The organism is Sphingobacterium detergens (assembly GCF_003610355.1).
In the GTDB taxonomy this organism is placed as follows: Bacteria; Bacteroidota; Bacteroidia; order Sphingobacteriales; family Sphingobacteriaceae; genus Sphingobacterium; species Sphingobacterium detergens.
In genome coordinates this window covers 831,202-849,888 of the sequence record NZ_RAPY01000002.1, presented here as the reverse complement: position 1 = coordinate 849,888, position 18,687 = coordinate 831,202, and the positions used below count along the sequence as shown (strand labels likewise).

Genomic DNA, 18,687 nt, shown 5'->3' with positions numbered 1-18,687 from the left:
GCCTAAAGATTCGTTTTTTAGCAATACAATATTCAAATCACTTAAAAATCGACAACAAACATTGATTTATATTGTGAATTAATCCTATCTTTAGAAACAAACTAATCAGCATGAAAAACACACTAAAATTCGCGATTTTAGCATGTGCAAGTCTTATTGGCACAAGTCATGGCCATGCACAGCAGGTAGATTCCACAACATATTTCAAAATCAAAGAATTGCAAGAAAACGTAAAACGTGAATTTGCACCAGATCGCAGAACGAAAATTGTGGCTATTCAGAAAGCGGATATCCCACAAAATCAATATATCCTCGAAACAACCGAAAAAGATGCGAAGTTCGTACTCGAACAAAAAGCGAAAGAAATATCCGCTAATATCCAAATCCAATTGTTGCCTGATGCAAGTGTCGAAGGTAAAACTAACGGCGTAATCACACTGTCAGTTGCCAACATGCGTACCGATCCGAATAATGCTGCAGAATTGACAAGCCAAGTCTTACTGGGCACACAAGTAGATTTATTGCAGAAAAAAAGTGGTGAATACCGTGTACGGACACCCGACGGTTATATCGCATGGGTACCTAGCTCTTCAATAGCTGTAATGGATAAAACTGAAATTGCCAGCTGGAAGCAAGCGGACAAGCTGATCTACACCAATGAATATGGCAAATCTTATTCCGAAGCCAATGAGAAGAGCCAACGGGTATCGGATTTAGTTTATGGCGACATCTTAAAATTAACAGGACAGAAAGGCAACTTTTATACGGTTACTTATCCCGATGGCCGAAAAGGATATATCAAGAAATCTGAAAGTCTAACCTTAAAAAACTGGTTGGATACACGTACCCCTACCGCCGACAATATTATCGCAAGCGCAAAAACGATGTTGGGACTGCCTTACCTATGGGGAGGGACATCCGTTAAAGGAGTCGATTGCAGTGGTTTTACCAAAACAAGTTTCTTTATGAATGGTTTTGTTATACCCAGAGATGCATCGCAACAGGTACTGGCCGGCGAGAAGATAGATATTCTAGACAATGAGGGACATTTCGATGCGAGCAAAGCGCTCAAAAACCTTAAACCAGCAGATTTATTGTTCTTTGCTGCAGGTAAAAATAGTAATCCCAACGCTCGGGTAACCCATGTAGCCCTTTATATTGGTAATGGTACCTTTATTCACGCTGCAGGCTTAGTTCGTATAAACAGCATGCTAAAAGATTCACCAGATTACGACGACTTCCAGACACGTACTGTGGTAGCAGCCCGTCGTTACCTTGGAGCCAAGGATAGTGCAATTCAAAAAATCGCTGAAAACAATTATTACATCAACAAATAAATCAAGATGAGCAACCAATCTGAATGGATCAGCAAAGACTTTGGGGCTTTTAAATTACGGTTCCGTCCATATACGTTAACATTGCGGCATGTTTTCACCGTTGCTTCCTACAGCCGAAGTACAACACCTGTTGTATTGACCGAATTGGAGTACGATGGCATTGTAGGTTATGGAGAGGCCAGTATGCCACCATACCTTGGTGAATCACAGGAAAGTGTTATCGCTTTTTTAAATCAAATTGATCTATCAGCATTCAACTCCCCTTTCCAAACCGAAGAGATCTTACACTATATAGATCAAGTAACAACAAAAAATACTGCAGCAAAAGCAGCAATCGATATCGCATTACACGATGTGCTTGGTAAGATTATGGGTCAGCCGTTTTATAAAATATGGGGATTAAACCCCGATCTTATCCCACCGACTTCCTACACCATCGGCATCGATACGGAGGATATGATCCGTAAAAAGGTTGCTGAAGCAGATCAATTTAAGATCCTAAAAGTAAAATTGGGGCTGGATACCGATAAGATGATCATTGACACCATTCGTCAGGTCACTGACCGTCCATTATGTGCAGATGTCAATCAAGGTTGGAAAACGCGGGAAGAAGCATTGGAAATGGCACATTGGCTCGCTGAGCGAAATGTATCTTTCCTTGAACAACCCATGCCCAAAGAACAGATTGACGATAATGCCTGGCTGACGGAACATAGTCCAATACCGACAATTGCGGATGAGGGCTGTCAACGCTTAGTTGATGTGCCTGCACTAAAAGGAGTTTACAGTGGTATCAACATCAAACTTATGAAATGCACAGGCATGCGTGAAGCCAAACGAATGGCCGAACTTGCACGTTCTCTCGAAATGAAAGTAATGATCGGTTGCATGACTGAAACCTCATGTGCTATCAGCGCCGCAGCGCAATTAGCACCATTGACCGACTGGGCAGATCTAGATGGGGCACTACTGATCGATAATGATATCTACGACGGAATGACAGTAATCAACGGAAACTGCATCTTGCCGGATCGCCCTGGAATTGGAATTTTAAGAAAATAACATTATATTCAATGCAATGTTTTTTGTCTTAAAGAAAAACATTGTATTGAATCGCTATCGGAGTTGTAACCAATAGCCAATTTTACCAAGATATTAACAAACTAAATTAATCAATTCACACTTTTATGAAACAACATGTGCTCACAACGTTGTGTCTCATAGCCTGTAGTTCGATGCAGTCACTATACGCGCAACAGATTCAGATTGCTGGAAAAATCACCGACAGCAATGGAAATCCCATCAGTGGAGTTACCATAAATGTTAAAGGATCCAGCCAAGGAACATCAACCAACGAACAAGGCTTATTCACGCTCAATGCAAATTCGAATGCCACACTAATCCTATCTGCTGTTGGCTATAATGCGCAGGAGGTTCAGGTCAATGGCCGAAAAACCATCAGCATTACACTCGTCAGCAACGAACAAGCCTTAGATGAGGTTATCGTCATTGCCTATGGTACTGCAAAAAAAAGCACTTATACAGGCTCGGCTGCACAGGTAAAATCTGATGCAATAGATAAACAACCGGTCACATCTTTTGAAAAAGCATTAACTGGACGTGTCGCTGGTTTGCAACTATCAAATGGATCAGGTCAAGCGGGGGCTACCTCGGCCATACGTATCCGAGGAATTGGGTCGATGAATGCGTCCAACGACCCGTTATATGTGATTGATGGCGTCCCAGTTATCTCCGGAAGCGTTGGGCAAATGGGCGATTACATCGTCAATACAAACAATGTAATGAGCACATTGAATCCAAGTGATATCGAATCCATCTCTGTACTGAAAGATGCTGCTGCATCCTCCTTGTATGGATCTCGGGCAGCTAATGGAGTAATCATCATTACAACAAAAAGAGGTAAAAATGGCGACCCAAAGATCAATGTTAAATCCTCAATCGGCATAAGCCCATCCTGGGCCACAAAAAATAATGAGCCTGCATCTGTCCAAGATCAAATCAATATGCTCTATAGCATCCTATATGATTCTCGGATAGCATCAGGCCAGACAGCAGAGCAAGCAAACAAGAATACACTCAACCGCCTGAATTCATTGGAATGGAATCCCAATTCTGCAAATTATGGCAAACCAAATCCTGCCTATGGATTTGGTATCCATGGTTACCAATTTAGTACCGATGGCACATCACAATGGGAGAATGTCCATATTTCCGGAAAAACTGACGGAATGGAAAACCGGGACGGAAAATATTACGATTGGAATAAAGCATTATTTAGAACAGGTATATTCAATACCAACGATATATCGGTCAGTGGAGCAACGGAGAAAACAAACTATTATGCATCCTTGAACTATACACAAGATAAAAGCAGGGTTATTGAAAATAATTTTGACCGCATTAATGGAAGGGTCAATTTGACACAGAAAATCGGAAAATACCTAGAATTTGGATCCAATATCAACTACGCAAAGAACAAATTAATCGGCATGAACGATACGCGAAATACAGGAACAAATTACCTGTATCAAACGCGCAATCTTTTATGGCAGATGTATTGGCCAACTGATTATAAAACAGGCAAAGAATACACTGCCCGCTATGGAAGTCTAGCTTATAACCCATTATACTACAATAAAGAATGGGAGAACTCATCAAAAACGAGCAAAATTTCCGCCATAGAATCCTTGACCTTAAAACTCTTACCAGAGCTAACCCTGAAAACGATTTTCTCTTACGATAATACAGAGGTTAAAGATCATATTTACTACAGTGCCAAACATTATAATGGTATGGCAGACAACGGTCGTGTCACCGAAGTTTCTACATCCATCGAGAAATTAGTCTCATCAACAACTGCCAATTATAACAAAAGCTTCGGGCTACACAATTTGAGTTTATTGGCAGGTTTCGAGGCTGAAAAAAACACCACAGATTTTATTCGTGCCACAGGTAAAGATCTTCCCTCTTCATCACTTCATACAGTCGCTACTGCTGGTATTTTGGATGCCTCTGCATATTCAGAAGGCTTCAACATGATGTCCATTTTATCCAGAGCTGAGTATAATTTTGATGAACGGTATTTTGCCTCAGCTTCCTTTAGAAGAGATGGTGCATCACGATTAGGGCCTGGTCCGCGATGGGGTAATTTTTGGTCGGTTGCAGCTTCATGGAATTTAGCAAAAGAATCTTTTATCAAGGACATTGAACAAATCAATAACCTGAGATTTAGAGGTTCTTACGGAACTAACGGAACTTTACCCACAAGTAACTATGCCTGGAGAAACTTGACCAGTTATTCCAATAAATATATGACACAACCTGGCGGTGGGTTAAATAACCTGGGTAATCCGGACGTCGCCTGGGAGCTAAATTACCAGACCAATATCGCTTTGGAATTCGGGTTATTTAACAACAAACTCTTTGGTACACTCGAATATTTCAATAGGGATTCAAAAAGTCTGCTACAGGATGTTCCGATATCTACAATCACGGGTTTTAAGTCTATCCTGAGAAACGTGGGTGAGATGAACAACAAAGGATTAGAAATAGAACTGGGCTCCGATATTGTGAAAAATGAAAATTGGAAATGGACTTTAAGTGCTAATGCGACTTTTATTTCATCGAAAGTGACAAAACTATACGGTGGACAAGATATTGTCTGGTTTGACCCTACCGGTGGAGATAATAGGGCAAGGTACGTATACCGTGAAGGTGAGTCTGTGTTGTCTTTCTTCGGACTGGAATGGGCTGGCACGGACCAAACCAATGGAAAAAATGTATGGTATACCAATGATGGCACCACAGGTGAATTCATGTTTAATGGAAAAGCTGCAACTTATAATTATAAAAATGCAAAGCAGACAATTATTGGAAATGCCAATCCTAAATTATATGGTGGTATAAATTCGGATATTGACTATAAAAACTTTTCATTGGGATTGAACTTTGCTTACAAGATAGGCGGCAAACTATATGATGCTACATCAAAAGATGTCGCAGATGATGGTTATTATTGGGAACGGATCCATTCAGAATACTTTGTTGAAGACTCTTGGTCACCATCCAACACAGGGGGAACTTATCCCATGGTAACTGGTAGAGATCTAGAAGATGTCAACCAGATTAGCAGTAGACAATTATTTGACGCCTCCTATATCAGACTAAAAAATATCTCTCTAAGCTATAGATTACCAAATACATTATTGAGTCGAGCCGGAATTTCAAATGCTAGACTATATTTTAATGGCAGTAATTTGCTCACGCTTTCCAAGTACAAATACATGGATCCTGAGGTGAATCAATTTGGTACCCGCGGTTGGGAAACACCACTGGCAAAAACATACACTTTTGGTGTTGAATTTAGTTTTTAATGGACAAAAAACAGTAATATGAAAAAGCTTTTTATCGCCTCGTGCATATCTATATCTTTAGCAATTAGCTCCTGCAGTAATTTTCTGGATGTCACTCCTACAAACATGGGAGATTCCAATACATCTATACAAACTGCAGCCGATGCAAAAGTTATTATGAATGGACTAATGAGCAAAATGGCAAATGTTGATTATTATGGTAGAAATTTCCCACTTTATGCGGATGCAAAAGGTGGGGACTTTACGATCGCCTCGCAAGGACGTGGTTACGATTACTTATACGTATTTAATCATTCTGCATCATCAAATCCCTATGCTAACATTTGGATCCAAGGATTTCACTCACTGGTACAAATTAATAATCTCCTTGCAAATATAGATAAACTGGTCAACGCCGGTTCAACGGAAGATTTTGCTTCCTATAAAGGACAAGCATTAACAGCTAGAGCATTAATTAATTTTGATCTGGTGAGATTATATGGCAAGCCATATAATATGGATAAGTCATCCTTGGGTATTCCCAATGTAACCAAAGTACTTGAATACAACGCACAGGAAAAACGCGTCTCTGTCGATGAAAATTATAAGCAGATTCTCCAAGATCTTAAAGATTCAGAAAGCTTATTGTCTAAATCAAAGGCAAACGGATATATTAACTATTTCGCGAATAAAGCATTGCAAGCACGTGTCTATCTTTATATGAACGATTATGACAACGCGCTAAAAGCTGCTCAGGAGATAATCGATTCCAAAATGTATACCTTGTACAGCAATGCTGACTGGGTAAAATCCTGGACTAGCATGTTTGGTACAGAATCAATTTTTGAACTTGGTGTCTATCCCAATGAAGCCGATGGGGGTGTAAATTCTCTTGGGGCAATGTTTCGTAGGAAAGGACATGGAAGTGCGGCTATTTTGGGAAATTTTATCGCTGCAGACCCATTCCTAACGAAACTTAAAACTGACGACACTGATGTGAGATGGGGAGTAATGGGATCTGATGAGGTCGGCAGCACACATCTGGGCGCTTTGTACAAGTATAGTGGAAGCACTACCCTTGCCGGAGACAAAAATTCACCAGCAAATAGTACTGCCGTGAATGTCAAAGTCATTCGCCTTTCAGAAGTGTACCTCATCGCTGCTGAATCCGCATTACTGAAACCATCTCCAGACAAAAACCTTGCAGCAACCTATTTGAATGCTATTCGTCAAAGATCTCCAAAACTGGATGCCGCAACCTCCAATACAGTTACTTTGGATATGATAGCTGACGAAAGAAGCAAAGAGCTCTTAGGTGAAGGCCATCGATTCTTCGATATGATGCGCTGGAATAAGTCGATCACATTTGACGATGATCTTGGTAATATCAGCACAACCAATAGACCAAAGACAATTGACCGAACTTTTTTCAAAACGATTCTTCCAATTTCTTTAGATGAAATGAATGCGAATCCGGCTATCGCAAATCAACAAAACCCGAGTTACTAGCTGTATAGCCAATCTCTACAATGAAAAAGCACCCCGAAACGGGGTGCTTTTTTGATTGTAAATACGCTTTGGATTTACTGTCCTTTAAACGGATTTTGATCACTTTCTTTTAACTGTGTATTTCTTGTCATTTCTAACTGTGGAATCTGACAGATAAAGCGGTAATCATTAGAAGGTAATGTCCCGATCGGGTTTGAGCTCTTTGGATCATAACCATCCAGGTTGGTCATTCCCCAAGTATAATGTCCCTCCACATAAGTAGGAGTTTCCTGAATACGCGTCAAAGGTTTTTGTAAGCGAAGCAGGTCATATAAACCAGTCACACCTTCACAAAGTAATTCTTTGCGCCGTTCCACGTAAATTGCCTCTAAAAGAGGATTGCCCGTAGCTGCTTTAGTTAAATTTTTAACCCCCCTAGCTGTTTGTAAACGATTAAGGTAAGTGAGCCCCATTCCATTATTTAAATGCGCCGCAGCTTCCGCCATAATCAGGAGCATCTCGGATCCACGCATCAGCGTAACTTCAGGTCTCGTGTTTCCTTGTACAGCACCATTAGCATCGCCATAATGTTTGTATTTATCATAAGCCCATTTGGTGGACCATTCTTTATTTGCATTTTTCGTACGCTTCCAGAATTGGTAACGATCTTCGGTCTTTTCAAACAATTTTTCGTACTGTCCATCTGCGAAGAAATCCAAGAAGGCATAAATCGGTCCATCTGTATACCCCTCACCATATTTTTCATCTTGGTTATACCAGAAATTAAACTGCGTACCGCCCCCTAAATTATTCGTTGTTGTAAACTTCATCGCCCAAACCACTTCCGGATAAGCATTGGTAATGGCGTCATCAAAACCACTACGGTATTGATCACGTGTCATCAGTTGGCTGTATTTATTATACACAGCTGTAGCTTCAGTTAATGCGCCTTGCCAGTTGTTCATCACCAAGTAGACCCGTGCCAATTCTCCAGAAACAATATCCTCATTAATGGTCCATTTATCCGGACGGTCGAATCCTTTTAACAGTGCTTTCGCTTCGCCAAGATCAGCCAGGATTTGATCATAGACCTGTTGTACGGTAGCCCTAGGCAAGTTAAGGTCTTCCTTCGGATCCAAACGTAATATCACGCCTTTCTTTTCTTTGGCGATCATATAGGTTTGTTGATAGTTCTGGATCAAATGAAAATAACAGATTCCCCGAATTGCTTTAGCTTGTCCTAAAATCTGATTCTTAATTGCTTCATCTCCCTGTGCTGCAGGCACAGCGTGGATAATTTTATTGGTCTGATTGATAATTTTATACATCATTGACCAAATTGCATCCGAAGTGCCTGTAGTCTGCGTCCTTGCTGCCTCATATTTATACGTATCAACCTGATTTCCCCCCATGTTGGTATGGCTGACAATATCTGCTCCACCTAGATCCACATACATTTGCAATCCCGGTAATCCCGCATAAACACGGTCTGCACCTTGATCATTAAAATATAGTTGCCTATAAGCAGAAGTCAGCACCATTTGTAACTGCCCTGCACTGGATAAAGCCGTCCCCTCTTCGGTATCGACAGAGGTATTGGCATCCAAAAAGTCTTTACAGCTCCCCATGAACAGCAATGAAGATGCTAAAATTGTAAAGTTTATGGTCTTGAATATCTTTTTCATTAATATTTTTTTTATACTAGCAACCTTATCATCCTGCATAGACCTGTTTCACTTGATCTATACGTCAGTCAGATGGCCGGTTCCTATAATTTTCCTCGATTTAATTTATCCTTAGAATGTAACCTGCAAGCCACCAGTATAGATTCTCCTTGCTCCTTGCCGACCATTATCCGTATCCGCATTACCATTATAGTTATTACCCGACAAGCCGGTCTCTGGTTCGGTATACCGATTTTTGGCAGAACCAAAAGTCAATAAATTATCTGCTGACACGAAAAACCGGACATTGGATAATCCTATTCTTTGTAAGGTATTTTTCGGGATGGAATAACCCAGTGTGATATTCCGCAAACGCAGATAATCGTTGTCAAAAATATAAAAGTCAGAAGCCCTGCGTGTCGCAGCATAATTATCATCCGACCATTTTGGCAATAGGGCCTGGTCACCCGGTTTACGCCAACGATCCTGTACCAGATCCTGCGTCACCCCCACACCACCGCGGAGTGTACTACGTTCAGAATAGGAGTAATCATACATTTTCCCGCCAAGCGAATAATAGAACATAAAGGAGAAATCCAGTCCATGTAATTTAAAACTATTGGTCAATGAACCATATACTTTTGGCAATGCCGAACCGATCCACTGATAATCATCAGATGTGACCTCACCAACATAGTCTTCGGAAATTTTCCAGCCCCCTTTATCATCCTTCACCCAATATTGCATATTCCCATTATCCGGATTAACGCCGGCATTCTTCACCATGTAGAAATCGTACAATGAATGTCCTTCTTCTAGACGATAACCGGCACCGCGATTATTAAACGTAAGAGCACCGCCTGGTAAATAAGTGATCTCATTTTTTAGGGTTGATAAATTGGCATCAACTTTCCAGCTAAAATGATCTTTTCTAAAAATATCAGCACCTAATGAGAATTCAAAACCACTATTTTTCAAATTTCCAAGATTTGAGTTTTGTCCAATCGCATTTCCCGCTTGTGCTGAAAGAGGGAACTCCCTGTAAAAAAGGAGATCGGAAGAATTTCTTGAATAATATTCTATTGTTCCATAAAAACGTTTTAAGAAAGCAAAATCTGCAGCAATATTAAACTGCTTATTTTTTTCCCATTGCAGATCAGGTGCTGCAACAGTATTAGGTTTTAATCCCGGTAGTCCATAGAGGTTATCAGCACTATAATATGCCTGATAGCCGTAAAGAATCTCATCGGTAGCCACTCCTTGTCCATTGCGTCGGATCAACCGGTCATTTCCGGTGGTACCGTAACTGCTTCGGAATGATAAATTATCCAACCAAGTCGCATCTTTTAAGAAGTTCTCTTTTGATATCTTCCAGGAAAGCCCACCGGACAGAAAATTACCCCAACGGTTGTCTGGGTGAAAACGTGACGATCCATCCCGACGGAAAGAGACCGAAGCAAAATACTTATCATTATAGTTGTAATCTACTTTAGCCAAATACGATAACAAGGCATAGCGATCTTTATAAGAACCGACAGACCAATTGGTAGTTGTAGATGCCAATTCATATTGCCCGAGCTGCATAATACCTTCACCGTAACCATTATCCCCAACAGCATTTCTAGTATAGGATTCCTGACCAGCCAATGCTGACAAATGATGTGCTCCGAAATCCTGCTCCCAACTCAGGATATTATTGAAAGTGACAGCACGAGTTTCATCATTTCTACGCCCCGCATTTCCACCACTGGTCAATACACTCGTTCCGTAAGGCGCTTGTTGTCCAGGCCCATGCACAGCTGAACCATAGGTAAATTCTTTATAAATATTATTATCTATGCTAATGCTTGACTTAAAGTTTAAATTGTATGGCAATTTTATTCCAGCAAAGTAGCGTGCTGATATCATGTTGCGCTGGTTGTTGGTAAATCCTTCATCATTCGGATTATCCCAGTAGTCACCACCATTGTTCAATACATGAATACCAAAAAAATTATTTCCATAGGTACCATAATCAAACATACGACGTCCCGTCTTCTCGGAATACACCCAATCTGTATTGTCAGCATTACGTAGCCACGGCGACGTCAGGGTTGTACTAAAGTCTAGGGCTCTACTGGCTCCGGAGAGATTCTGTTTAGAAGAGGAGAACGACATATTTCCACCAAGCTGCAACCAATCGGTCACCTGTGATGTCACATTAGCCCTAAAGCCATAACGTTTAAAATACTGAGCCATTGCATAACCTTTGTCATCCAAATAATTCGAAGACAGGAAATAGTTAGTTTTGCCATCGCCAGCGGTACCGCTCACATCCAGATTATACTCTTGTCTTAATTTGCGTGAGAATACAGCACCATAATAGTCATAGTCCGACTCATTCCAGATCTTTTCCAATTTGGGGTTGATATACGCATTTCCATTTCCATCATGAAGTACATAATTTTCATAGATATCTTTAAATGGCGATACGTAAACACCGGCGCTGCTTTTTTTCAGTAGCTTACCCAGTACATTCTCAGATGCCCAATCTCCTGCATCTTTCGAAGTTCTGTTATAACGGTAAAACTGGTCATTATACATACCCTCCCAAGTATTCAACAGTTGTTCTTCAGGTGTGGCTTTGGTGGGATTGCCAACAGCATTATCCGAGGTTCCCCAAGCGGACTTAAAATTCAGGGTAGGCTTGGTACTTTTACCTTTCTTGGTGGTGATCACAATAACACCATTGGCCGCTCTGGATCCATACAGCGAAGAAGCTGCGGCATCTTTCAATACAGTAATGGATTCGATATCTGAAGGAGCAATAGATGTTAGCTGACCGTCGTATGGCATTCCATCCACGACATACAATGGATTGGATGAACCGCTCATGGAACTGATCCCGCGGATCTGAATACGAGAATCGCCGCCGGGATTACCTTCATTGTTGGTTACACTGACGCCAGGGCTCATCCCCTGAAGAGTTTCAGCAAATCCGGATCCCCCTATTTTTTCCAGCTGCTCCTTTTTAACTACCGTTGCAGATCCTGTAAAGGTCGATTTTTTTGCAGTGCCGTAAGCAACAACAATCACCTCGTCTAGATCGGTGGATGTCGCATCCAAAACAATGGAAAGATTCTTTTGACCCTCATATTTCAATTCTTGAGATTTGTAACCAACATAGGAAACAACCAGAATTGCTCCTGGATTTAACTTACTGATTTTGAAATGGCCTTGCTGATCTGTATAGGTCGCTATAGCGGATCCCTTTATAGCAACCGATGCTCCTACAATAGGTCCGTTCTTGTCGCTGACTAGACCGGTAATTTCTTGCTGGATGACATGATGTTCAATTGGACTTTCAGTATTCGATCTCGCCTGTAAATCGAATGAGGTACCACTTGAAGCAACTAAAGTCAATACGAAAAATAGTTTTGTTTTTCTTGACATAATTCGTGAGGATAGTTTTAAGTTAGTCGTTCTTATTTTAAGTAGATTACTACGGGGGCAAATATAAATAAATAGAAGTAAATGTAAAATTTCTGCTATTTTTTCATCAAAATTTTAAAAAAAATGAAAACAACACAATAAATATAAACTGTGATTTACAAAATTAAAATGCCCATAATGTAAAAAACATTATGGGCATAAACCGTAAACCATCTCATCCGTATCAAGAATATGCTAGTTCATCTTATTTTTCATATTAAGATCCAATGGTAACATGAAATCAATCAAGTAACCGTTGATCAACGCATATCGAATTTCATCTTCGGTGCCAATAAAAAAGTCCGCTTGATCTCCTATAATGGGACTCGCTGCACCTTGAAAGTTAGCATCCCACCTGGTTTGAATTGGGAAAGTATGCACCTTTGTACCTTCAGTCACATCGGAAATCATTATTGCCGCAAAGCCCTGTTTCAACAAATCACCTATCATTGGTAAAGTTAATTCCGCCAGTGAAAATATCCGGTCCGAATACAATTTTGCTGGAATAAAGTGGAGTCCTTCAACATCGAGATCAGTATATCCATAGAAATCCTGCAAATCACCAATATCCTCAATTACTCCCTCTACGTAATAGTCGTCTATCACAGTTTTTTCATTTTGCCGAATACCTACATCCACCAGCATCTTCTTACCATTTTTTTCGATAGATAGGTTTCGGATCAGAACATCATGGAGCTGTTCATCATTAAAAGGAATCGCGTTATAATCAGCAATATCATGTTCCGAATAAGATCCCGAAGCGATTTCCTGAAAGGCCTGTAATAGCGCAATGAAATTATATTTTCGAACTTTCAGCTTTTCAGGATCACCGGCGTAGGCTCCTGATTCAATCAGAATGGTGCTGGCACCCCATTTTTGGAAATTGTCTCCGAAACCACGTGGGGTATGCTCGTCGTCATATTTCGCGACAGCATTCGGGATAAATTCCTGTAATATCTTATTGATTCCCACAATTACCCGCATGGCATCTGCCCTAACAGCATTAACACTTCTCGCATAGTCGTATGCCGGGGCCAGCAAGGAAATTGTTACTGGGGTAGTGGTACCTGGAATATTATAGTAATTATTCTGATTATGAAGATTAAAAGCAAAATCTGGCTTCAACAACATCGCTTGCGCTTTCAACAAAGCCCCCTCCACGGTAGCGACTGCACGTGCATCGCGATTCATGTCCACATCCATCGCCGTTCTCCGCTGATAACGCTCCGCGCCGTCAGGATTCAACATTGGAATAAAATATAAAGTCAGTTTTTCCGCGATTTCCTTTCGAAAGGTATCAAAGCCATCCACCTCCCCGTTAAAAAAATTAAACAGATCAAATAGCGCCATTGTTGCCGTAGGCTCGTCGCCATGCATCTGCGACCACAACAGTACCTTTATCGGTCCCTGCCCATATTTCAATCTAAAAATTGAACGATCCTCCACTGACCGTCCGATCTCTTCAACAGTAAATTGCTTACTGACCTCTTTTCCTTGCAAAAGTGGCAAGATATCAGCGTGCTTAAATCGTCTATGCTGCAAAGCCTTTTCTTCATATAAAGAAAAGGCTTTGATAAAATCTTCTTTCACTAAATTCATGTTAATCTTTTAAGGCTGCCTCAATTAAGGTAATCGTTCCTTGTGATGCATCCATTCTCACCTTTGCACCTACCGGAAGGATAAATTGCTCCGCAATATGCCCAATGACAGCTCCGCTATAAGCAGGCACATTTAAGGGTTTAATATAATCATTGAATAGCTGATCCAATGTCACAGAGCCATAGCCTCCTGATGGTTTACAATTGGTACATTTCCCAAAAATAAAACCTTTGATCATTGCCAATATCCCTGCATTTTTCAACTGGCAAAACATCCGGTCGACGCGTTCCATATCTTCATCGACCTCCTCAATAAAAAGTATCTTATCTTTAAAGTCTGGTAAATAAGGAGTACCACATAAGCCCGTCAATACGGTCATATTCCCGCCCAGCAACACCCCATCAGTAACACCTGGGGAGATTGTAGCTATCCGGTCTTTAGTCTGTACAATATTATCTCCCTTCAATTTGGGATTTTCAAATACCGCAGGCTTATTCGCTACAAATTGTGCATTAAAGGCCTCGGCCAGCTTCTTTGTCCAAGTGCTTATACCAACCGCACCATGGAAAGTAACAAGTCCAGTTTTCGCATACAAAGCCAAGATTAACGCAGTTATATCAGAATATCCCAACAAAATCTTAGGATTTTGAGCAATCATCTTATAATCAAGTCTGTCCAAAAGACGGGAAGTTCCCGAACCTCCCCTTATGCAGACTATTGCTTTGACAGCCTTATCAGCAAACATATCATGTATGTCAGCAATACGTTCCTGATCTGTCCCCGCCAAATTACCGTAACGGCTACGGATATGTTTTCCTTCCTTCACTTTAAAACCCAACGTTTCAAAGATCTCGCATGCGATAATGATCGATTCCTCATCGTCCAATACACCTGCTGGAGTTATCAACCCTATAGTATCCCCTGGGTATAGCTTCTTTGCCAGCAAAGTAGCCGCTCCCGCAAGCTCCGCTACGATTGCAGTAGCGCGACCAGCTCCCAATACCGGAATGGCCAATGTCCCCAAAGCAATTGATTTTATAAAAGCCCTTTTTTGCATATTATGACAACTTATCTGTTGAACAACAAACGCTCACCAGCACCTTTCTCAATAATTTGTCCTTTAGAAAATGCGACTTTACCAGATACAATGGTATGTTCAATGGTTGAACTAAACGTGTGTCCTTCAAATGGAGACCATCCGCATTTAGAAAGGATATTTTCTTTGGAAACTGTATATGGCTTATTCAGATCCACGAGTACCAGATCCGCCCAATAGCCTTCACGAATATAGCCGCGATCTTCAATCTGAAATAGTATCGCTGTATTATGCGCAGACTTTTGAACCAATTGTTCCAAGGTCATTTTACCTGCTTTGACCATATCCAATAATACTTGTAAAGCATGTTGAACCAAGGGGCCACCGCTAGGAGCCGATGCATATGGCTGTGTTTTTTCTTCGATAGTATGTGGGGCATGATCTGTCGCTATCACATCAATATGTCCATCCAATACAGCTTTAAGAATATGGTCACGATCATTGGCCGTCTTAACAGCTGGATTCCACTTGATAAAATTCCCCTTTGTTACGTAATCCTGATCAGAAAACCATAAGTGATGGATACAAGCTTCAGCAGTGATTTTCTTATCCTTTAATGGGATATCATTCCGGAATAGTTCAATCTCTCTTGCTGTTGATATATGTAAAATATGTAATCTTGTATCATGCTTTTTGGCCAATTCCACAGCCTTGGATGAAGACAAATAACAAGCCTCAGCGGAGCGGATCAACGGATGCATTTCAATCTTCAATCCGTCTTCACCATATTGTTCCTTAAATATCGCCAGATTAGCCTTGATTGTTGCTTCGTCCTCACAGTGTGTAGCGATCAATGTAGGCGAATTAGCAAAGATGCCTTCCAAAGCTTTTTCATTATCCACCAGCATATTTCCAGTGGATGATCCCATAAATACCTTTATACCGCAGACATCGCGTGGATTGGTTTTCAATACCTCATCTAAGTTATCGTTGGCCGCTCCCATAAAGAATGAATAATTGGCTAATGCGTTCTTTCCTGCAATATCATATTTATCCTGGAGCAATTCCTGCGTCAGGGTATTGGGAACTGTATTTGGCATCTCCATAAAGGAGGTGGTCCCACCTGCTACCGCAGCACGACTTTCATGCCATATATCCGCTTTATAGGTTAACCCCGGTTCTCTAAAATGAACCTGGTCATCAATTAATCCCGGAAACAGATGTAGTCCCTCAGCATTGATTTCCTGATCCGCAGGATGATTTATCTCCTGTGCGATCATTTCGATTCGACCGTTACTGATATAGACATCAGCAGTCTCAACTTTACCTTCGTTAACAAGTTGCGCAGATTTTATAAGAATAGATGACATGTTGATCTTTTTACGTTGCTATCTTTCAAAAGTAAAGATTTGTTACCGTGATATCAAGTTATCCGGTCAAAGAGTTCCCCAATATAGAAGACAAAAAATAGATCAAGCTTATCCTTATGCACGTTCGAATGATCGTGCAACAACTTTTGTTCAACGAGGCAAAAATCCAGGCTGGAGATAAAAACATTATGCATTCACAAGAGACCAACAGCTCTAAAAATCGAATGAAGATTCGTTATGGCCGATAAACCCTACATAGAGAACTCATTGAGACCTTATAAAAAAACGAATCAATAAAAAATAGGTTTTATATAAATAAAAAAGTCGGAAGATTTTTCTTCCGACCAAGACAGGCCTAAGCCTCTTTTTTTTTATTCTTTATCAAATTTGTAACCTACTCCTTTTACTGTAGTGACGTAATCGTCGCCTATTTTTTCACGGAGCTTACGGATATGCACATCGATTGTCCGATTGGTGACAACCACCGAGTCTTCCCAAATACTTTTTAAAATCTGCTCTCTTGTGAAAACTTTATTTGGTTTGGAAGCTAACAAGTAAAGCAATTCAAACTCTTTCTTGGCAAGCACAATCTTTTGCTCTCCTTTGTAAACTAAGAAAGAATCTCTATCAATAACCAGATCAGCTATCTCGATTTTATCCTGTGCGTTTGAATCAGACTCCTCCGATGCGTTTCTTCTTAAGATCGCATTAATACGACTCATCAGCGCTCGGGGCTTAATTGGCTTAGCGATATAGTCATCCGCTCCAACATGAAATCCGGCAATTTCTGAATATTCTTCGCTTCTGGCTGTCAAAAACACCATAAAGGTACTTTTGAATTCAGGCATAGCACGCATAATGCGACAAGCTTCAATACCGTCCATCCTAGGCATCATCACATCTAAGATGATCAGATCGGGGTTTACTTGCTTGGCAACTTGTATTGCCTCTTCCCCATTTTGCGCTGTAGAGACCTGATAACCTTCACGATTTAAGTTGAATGCAATTAAATCCAAGATATCTTTTTCGTCATCAACAATTAAAATCTTTTGTTTCGAAGAACTCATTTGTCTTATTTTTCTGCTAAAATATGAACAAAATGATAACAATCAGTTAATCTAATGTTACCAAATTATTAAGTAATATTTCAATTAACAATAACACATTGATTACTTAATTGTTTTCTTCAAAAAATCAGCTAGCTCTTCGCCACGCAGATTCTTTGCAATGATAATACCATTTGGATCGAGAATATAGGAAGTGGGCAATGCCTTGACACGGTAATCTATGACTATCGGTGAACTCCAAGCCTTTAAATCAGATACATGTGTCCAAGCCAACTTGTCATCCGCAATAGCCCGCATCCATGAGCCTGGGTTATCGTCAAATGAAACAGACAGGATATCAAAACCTTTGGTATGATAAGCATTATATAACTTGACAAGATTCGGATTTTCCTGACGACAAGGCATACACCAGGAAGCCCAAAAGTCAACCAAAGTATATTTTCCTTTAAAACTTGACAACTTCACTTCTTTATTAGAAGGCGTAAATGACGTCAACTCTGGTGCAGGTTGACCAATAGCCATTTTCTTCAGCTTTTGGGTTTCCTCCTTAAATTGAGTCACATATCTATTTTCCGTGAATTCGTTTTTAATTTTATCTGCATAAGCAATAATTTCTGCCTCTGCTACTTCAGGATCCAAGGTTGAGATGGCATAAAATCCAGCCAGATCATTATGCTTAGCAGAAAAATCGACAGCCTTGTTGGTATAGTCGCGAAGTTCATTCGCAAATTTGGCCTTATATTCTGCACGAAGTTTTTCTATTTCATCAGCAGTTGAATTTGCTGTTAATTTGGAAAAGACACCCTGCAGAGAATCTTGTACATAATCGCGATGATTTCGTTCTTTAGCAAATGGCTGGATCGTTTTCGACAATTCAGACCCTTCAACGAGATAATCATTAACATCCTTATGCAAATCTGCTTTAAATGAAATTGTCTCACCCGGAGAAGCAATCAGGTCATAGCGATTTTTACCGACACGTAGCGACAACAATCTCGATTGACTAGCTTGACGAACAAACTGAAATTTGTTATTATCACCAAAAAACATAGAATCTAGCTTGGTATCCCCCTCATACAAGGAGACGACTTTTATATTACCAGGATTTTCTATATTTCCTTCGATGGTAAACTGCTCTTTATTCTGGCAACCAAACATTAATCCAACCACACCAACTACTAAAAAAATTGCCTTTTTCATCTGTATATCGTTTTGTGAGCGCCATAGGTTCATCTATAATATAAACATCTTGCACTCGGTTTCCTTTTAAAGTGAAGAAACT

Annotated in this window: 11 protein-coding genes; 4 read left to right on the top strand and 7 right to left on the bottom strand. The window is 40.4% G+C overall.

From position 1 onward, the window contains the following. Window positions 1–110 precede the first annotated feature (110 nt). From DFQ12_RS15505 to DFQ12_RS15490, 4 genes are all read left to right on the top strand, one after another. Entirely contained in the window at window positions 111–1,337 is a 1,227-nt protein-coding gene (locus tag DFQ12_RS15505) for a C40 family peptidase (RefSeq protein ID WP_120259950.1), read from the top strand. A 6-nt stretch (window positions 1,338–1,343) separates the two neighbouring features. After that, a complete protein-coding gene (locus DFQ12_RS15500; protein WP_120259949.1) occupies window positions 1,344–2,399 on the top strand; it encodes a dipeptide epimerase in 1,056 nt (351 codons plus the stop codon). 173 nt (window positions 2,400–2,572) lie between these two features. Then, window positions 2,573–5,731: a SusC/RagA family TonB-linked outer membrane protein gene (locus tag DFQ12_RS15495; RefSeq protein ID WP_244211758.1), complete on the top strand. Its 3,159-nt coding sequence runs from the start codon at window positions 2,573–2,575 to the stop codon at window positions 5,729–5,731. Between the two features lie 18 nt (window positions 5,732–5,749). Continuing rightward, a complete protein-coding gene (locus tag DFQ12_RS15490) occupies window positions 5,750–7,219 on the top strand; it encodes a RagB/SusD family nutrient uptake outer membrane protein (protein WP_120259947.1) in 1,470 nt (489 codons plus the stop codon). A gap of 74 nt (window positions 7,220–7,293) precedes the next feature. On the opposite strand, the gene DFQ12_RS15485 is transcribed toward DFQ12_RS15490, so the two are convergent. The 7 genes from DFQ12_RS15485 to DFQ12_RS15450 all read right to left on the bottom strand — a co-directional run bounded on the left by DFQ12_RS15485 (window position 7,294) and on the right by DFQ12_RS15450 (window position 18,605). Beyond that, complete coding sequence (locus DFQ12_RS15485; protein ID WP_120260036.1) at window positions 7,294–8,883, bottom strand: RagB/SusD family nutrient uptake outer membrane protein; 1,590 nt, start codon at window positions 8,881–8,883, stop codon at window positions 7,294–7,296. 111 nt (window positions 8,884–8,994) lie between these two features. Then, a complete protein-coding gene (locus DFQ12_RS15480; protein ID WP_120259946.1) occupies window positions 8,995–12,294 on the bottom strand; it encodes a SusC/RagA family TonB-linked outer membrane protein in 3,300 nt (1,099 codons plus the stop codon). A 234-nt stretch (window positions 12,295–12,528) separates the two neighbouring features. Further along, complete coding sequence (locus tag DFQ12_RS15475; protein ID WP_120259945.1) at window positions 12,529–13,932, bottom strand: M14 family zinc carboxypeptidase; 1,404 nt, start codon at window positions 13,930–13,932, stop codon at window positions 12,529–12,531. Window position 13,933: 1 nt separating this feature from the next. Next, the gene (locus DFQ12_RS15470; RefSeq protein WP_120259944.1) at window positions 13,934–14,989 is read right to left on the bottom strand and encodes a S66 peptidase family protein; all 1,056 of its coding nucleotides are present in this window, start codon (window positions 14,987–14,989) and stop codon (window positions 13,934–13,936) included. An 11-nt stretch (window positions 14,990–15,000) separates the two neighbouring features. Then, on the bottom strand, window positions 15,001–16,338 hold the full coding sequence (locus DFQ12_RS15465; RefSeq protein ID WP_120259943.1) for a dihydroorotase: 1,338 nt from the start codon (window positions 16,336–16,338) through the stop codon (window positions 15,001–15,003). A gap of 371 nt (window positions 16,339–16,709) precedes the next feature. Further along, window positions 16,710–17,405 carry a response regulator transcription factor gene (locus DFQ12_RS15455; RefSeq protein WP_120259941.1) on the bottom strand — a complete coding sequence of 232 codons (696 nt, stop codon included), beginning with the start codon at window positions 17,403–17,405 and terminating at the stop codon, window positions 16,710–16,712. 102 nt (window positions 17,406–17,507) lie between these two features. Continuing rightward, window positions 17,508–18,605: a TlpA disulfide reductase family protein gene (locus DFQ12_RS15450; protein WP_120260035.1), complete on the bottom strand. Its 1,098-nt coding sequence runs from the start codon at window positions 18,603–18,605 to the stop codon at window positions 17,508–17,510. Between the last annotated feature and the right edge of the window lie 82 nt (window positions 18,606–18,687).

Bases quoted from the DNA above. Each gene is read 5' to 3' on its own strand.
- DFQ12_RS15505 (WP_120259950.1), top strand. From the start codon at position 111: ATGAAAAACACACTAAAATTCGCGATTTTAGCATGTGCAAGTCTTATT.
- DFQ12_RS15500 (WP_120259949.1), top strand. From the start codon at position 1,344: ATGAGCAACCAATCTGAATGGATCAGCAAAGACTTTGGGGCTTTTAAA.
- DFQ12_RS15495 (WP_244211758.1), top strand. From the start codon at position 2,573: ATGCAGTCACTATACGCGCAACAGATTCAGATTGCTGGAAAAATCACC.
- DFQ12_RS15490 (WP_120259947.1), top strand. From the start codon at position 5,750: ATGAAAAAGCTTTTTATCGCCTCGTGCATATCTATATCTTTAGCAATT.
- DFQ12_RS15485 (WP_120260036.1), bottom strand. From the start codon at position 8,883: ATGAAAAAGATATTCAAGACCATAAACTTTACAATTTTAGCATCTTCA.
- DFQ12_RS15480 (WP_120259946.1), bottom strand. From the start codon at position 12,294: ATGTCAAGAAAAACAAAACTATTTTTCGTATTGACTTTAGTTGCTTCA.
- DFQ12_RS15475 (WP_120259945.1), bottom strand. From the start codon at position 13,932: ATGAATTTAGTGAAAGAAGATTTTATCAAAGCCTTTTCTTTATATGAA.
- DFQ12_RS15470 (WP_120259944.1), bottom strand. From the start codon at position 14,989: ATGCAAAAAAGGGCTTTTATAAAATCAATTGCTTTGGGGACATTGGCC.
- DFQ12_RS15465 (WP_120259943.1), bottom strand. From the start codon at position 16,338: ATGTCATCTATTCTTATAAAATCTGCGCAACTTGTTAACGAAGGTAAA.
- DFQ12_RS15455 (WP_120259941.1), bottom strand. From the start codon at position 17,405: ATGAGTTCTTCGAAACAAAAGATTTTAATTGTTGATGACGAAAAAGAT.
- DFQ12_RS15450 (WP_120260035.1), bottom strand. From the start codon at position 18,605: ATGAAAAAGGCAATTTTTTTAGTAGTTGGTGTGGTTGGATTAATGTTT.